The 3,641-nt window shown below is 63.9% G+C and carries 3 protein-coding genes; all 3 read right to left on the bottom strand.

Annotated features, from left to right (window positions below; translation table 11 throughout):
• Positions 1–380 precede the first annotated feature (380 nt).
• The gene (locus VEK15_26355; protein ID HXV64251.1) at positions 381–770 is read right to left on the bottom strand and encodes a type II toxin-antitoxin system VapC family toxin; all 390 of its coding nucleotides are present in this window, start codon (positions 768–770) and stop codon (positions 381–383) included.
• A complete protein-coding gene (locus VEK15_26350; protein HXV64250.1) occupies positions 757–1,005 on the bottom strand; it encodes an antitoxin in 249 nt (82 codons plus the stop codon). Before VEK15_26350 ends, VEK15_26355 begins: the two co-directional genes overlap by 14 nt.
• 219 nt (positions 1,006–1,224) lie before the next feature.
• A partial coding sequence (locus VEK15_26345; GenBank protein HXV64249.1) for a protein kinase occupies positions 1,225–3,641 on the bottom strand: 2,417 nt, incomplete at its 5' end.

The raw sequence follows: 3,641 nt of genomic DNA, 5'->3' as shown, positions 1-3,641 counted from the left end.
GGGCTACCTGCTGCGAAACGCGCAGCCTTTTCTTTTGGATGCGTGGTGGATGGCCGTCTTCCCCGGCTTAGCGATGACCATTACGGTGTTCTGCATCGCGCTTTTCGCCTTCGGCGCCGAAGGCGACGCCGGCCGAGCGCTGCGTGCCCAGCGCTCGTGACGCGGGACATTCATCATAGAATGAATATCCCCGCCCATCGCGCCATCGACGATATTTTCTCGAACGTCATCGCCGTGATCCCGGCCCGAGCGAGAGCACTTGTTCCCTCGAGCTGGACGAAGTCGCGACGATCATTGAAATCGGTGAAATCCCGCTCTAGCGCAGCTCGTTTCCGATCGCGGGAGTTCCGCCTCTTCAGGCGCAACCACCGAGAGCCCGCCTAGGGTACTCGACGGATCCCGGTCCAATAGTCGAAGCCCTCGTCGCACGTGAGGATTTGCAGGACGTCGTATTGCTCCATGATGGCGACGTGCAAGCAATCCCGTCCCGAGAGTCGTGGTTGTTGGCTCGCGATAGCCCGCGCGCGTTCCACGTCCCGCTTCGTGACCGGAAACACCCGTTGGGTCAGATCGTCGAGCAGTGCGAAACAGTCGTCGATCGCCTTACGCCGTTCGATCGCAACGTAGCGGTGGATAATCTCTTGGTAGACCTCGGCGCTCGTGACAAAGGTCTCGTCGGCGTGGGAGCGAAGATATCCTTCGATCGCGTCGCGATTGGGGTGCGGTGTCCCGACGAGATTCATCGGGACGTTGGAGTCAACGAAGATCACGCCCCTTTTCGATCTCCGCGAGCATCTCGTCGATGTCGGCCGTCGGATGGCCGCACGCCAAGGCGCGCTCGACCGCCGCGATCTTCTGCGCTGGCGTCGGTCCCTTTTGACTCTCTCTCGCGCGCTCCAGGACGCGTCGCGCCCACTCGCTGAGTGTCAGCCCATCGCGCGCCGCCGCCTTTCGCAGCCGTTCGAGCTCGTCGTCGTCGACGACGATTTGAAGCCGCTTACTCATACTCATGAGTATACTACAAGTTCGGTAGGCGATGCGGGATCCGTCGGGCGACCACGTTGGAAACGTTTGAACCATGGACCCCGCGCCGGAGTCCAAACGCAAGACGCAGGTTATCGGCTAGAAGCGGCGGTCGTAGTGGGGCGCACCGGCGTTTGGTCCATAGAGTTTGTGATAAGCACGAGAGGCCAGATGTTGAGTCGGTCCGTATCGATCTCCCAACTATTGTTGATTTCTGAATGCCTCGTACCAGTTCTCGACGACGACGATCGGCGCGCTCGTCTCGCCTTTGATGTCCTGGACGACGACGAAGCGCTGTCCGTCGCGAGCCACGTCGTACGTGGTGCGGAGATTGACCCCGGTGTGCAAGACGGCATCCAGGTCATCGCCGTCGAATAACGCGGTCGGGGCTCCCACCCGAAGACCATCACGAGTCTCCACCTTCGCCACCATCAAGGTGTTGCCGGTCACGAAGAAGATCTCGTCGCCCGCACCGCTCCAGCGGGGATAGAGACCGCCTTCGACCGAGACCTGGGTCTTGTTGCCCCGCTCGGGAAACCGTTGCAAATAGACTTCGAACTCTCCGGACTCGTCCGAGACGTAGGCGAGGGTGCGGCCGTCCGGCGACAGAGCGGGGACCCCCTCTTCGAACTCCGTCTGCAAATAGGGCACCGGCTCGGCGTTTCCCGCGAGCGGGAGATACCAGAGGTCCCGCGATCTGGCGTTCGCGGACCCGGTCCCCGCGTGGTACACGAGAAAGCGCCCGTCCGGGGAATAGCTCGGGTAGGAGCCGCGCTCGACCAACCTCCGCGGATTGTCGGGAGCATCGACGGATATCGTCAGAATCTCTTCGCTGGCCCAGACGATCTGCGTCCCGTCCGGCGACCAGGAAGCCTCCTCGTCGAACTCCGCCCGCGAGGTGAGACGCATCTTGACCGGACGGTCGGTTTCGTGGAGCCAGATGTCGCCGTTCCCGTCCTTGTCGTTACCGCACACCGCCACCCGTCGCTGGTCCGGGGAGAGTACCGGATTCCGGATCCGGTATTGTGGCTGACCGATCGTTCCCAGCACGGAACCCCCGCGGTCGACCCAGACGAGCTGCTGGGCCTCGATCGGCTCCGAATCGGCGGCTTGAACCACCAGAGTCCCGTCGGAGGAGACCGAGGCGTGGGTCGCATTCTGGGCGACGAGAAAGGGCCGCCCCGTCACCGCCATGCTGGCGAGCGAGAACGGCGTCGCCCAGACATCGTCCGTCTGTCCGTCGGGGCCCGGCCGATCGAACAGGATGTGACCGGTTCTGGAGTATGCGGGAAAGTCCCCGATGGTATCCGGACCCATCTCGAGGCGGCGCGAGCTCTCTCCTTCGCGAACTTCCACGTAGGCACTCCCCGCTTCGTCAGTGCGGGCGACCAAGAGCGCGTTGGAGTCCGGCAGATAGAAGGCATGCAAGTAGTCGATACGGGGATTTCTACCGGGGACAGGCGACTCGAGCAGGAGTTGCGGCGTTCCCCCGCGCTCTGACACGGTGAACAAACGTTTCCGGTCGGAGTAAGTGTCGAATGCGATCTCCCCCCCTCTGCCCCAAGTCCCTCGCGAGAGAATTCCCTCGAGATCGCAGATCTTGACGTTCGAGCTCCCATCGACGGACACCTTCCACAGGGCGTTCCCCTGAAAAGTTACCGCCGCAGATGCTCCTTTGGCGTAGCCGACCGTTGCGCTGTCCGAGGACCAAAAGGGACTGTAAGCGCCGACCGTACCGGCGATCGGGCGAGGCTCGACCTGGTCGAGATCACGAATCCATAGGGAGTCTTCGTCGATGTACGCCACCTTCTTACCGTCGGGGGACACGGACGGACCCGACACCTCCGCTCCGATGCCCGTCGGAAGCCTCTCTGCCGGAAGGACGAATCGGCGCACCGCCCGCTCGGGCTCCGGCGCCGAGAGCCGGGACGCCAAGCCCGCCACGCCCGCGAGCATCAGCGCGCCGACGACCCACGGAAGACTCGGGCGGCCGCCGCGGCGATTCGGCTCGGCCTGACTCACCGAGCCCAGCTCGACGAGAGCCTTCCCGGATTCCACCTCCTCCCGGATCTCCCGCAGATCCGCGAGGAGCTCGCGCGCCGACTGGATCCGGTCGTCGCGCTTCTTTCGGAGACACCGGCGGATGAGCCATCCGAGCGCGTACGGGGTCGACGGCTTGAGAGCGGCGACGGGGGCCGGCTCCACCTCGATGATCCGCCCGATGATCGACTCGAGGGTCTTGCCCTCGAACGGACGCCGTCCGGTGAGCGCCTCGTACATCACGACACCAACGCTGAAGAGATCGGTGCGCGCGTCCATCGGCTCACCTTCGGCCTGCTCCGGAGACATGTACTGCGGAGTGCCGATGAGCTGACCACCTCGCGTAAGACTGGGAACGCCTTCCCGGGCCGAGACGGCGGACTCCCGCTCGTCCATCCGGGTCAGGGCGTCCGAGCTCGTATCCTCGGCGTCGCGTGCGGCCCGGGCGTTCCCGGACGAAGACGGGTCCGGGTCGATGATACGGGCGAGACCGAAGTCGAGAATCTTCGGCGTTCCATCGGCCGTCATCATGATGTTGTCGGGCTTGAGATCTCGATGGACGCGGTTCTGACAGTGCG

The organism is Vicinamibacteria bacterium (assembly GCA_035620555.1).
Classification (GTDB): Bacteria; Acidobacteriota; Vicinamibacteria; order Marinacidobacterales; family SMYC01; genus DASPGQ01.
The sequence above is the reverse complement of the archived record's forward strand: the minus strand, read 5'-3'. Positions and strand labels throughout refer to the sequence as shown.

Excerpts from the sequence above, each read along its gene's own strand:
- VEK15_26350 (HXV64250.1), bottom strand. The coding sequence starts at position 1,005 with ATGAGTAAGCGGCTTCAAATCGTCGTCGACGACGACGAGCTCGAACGG.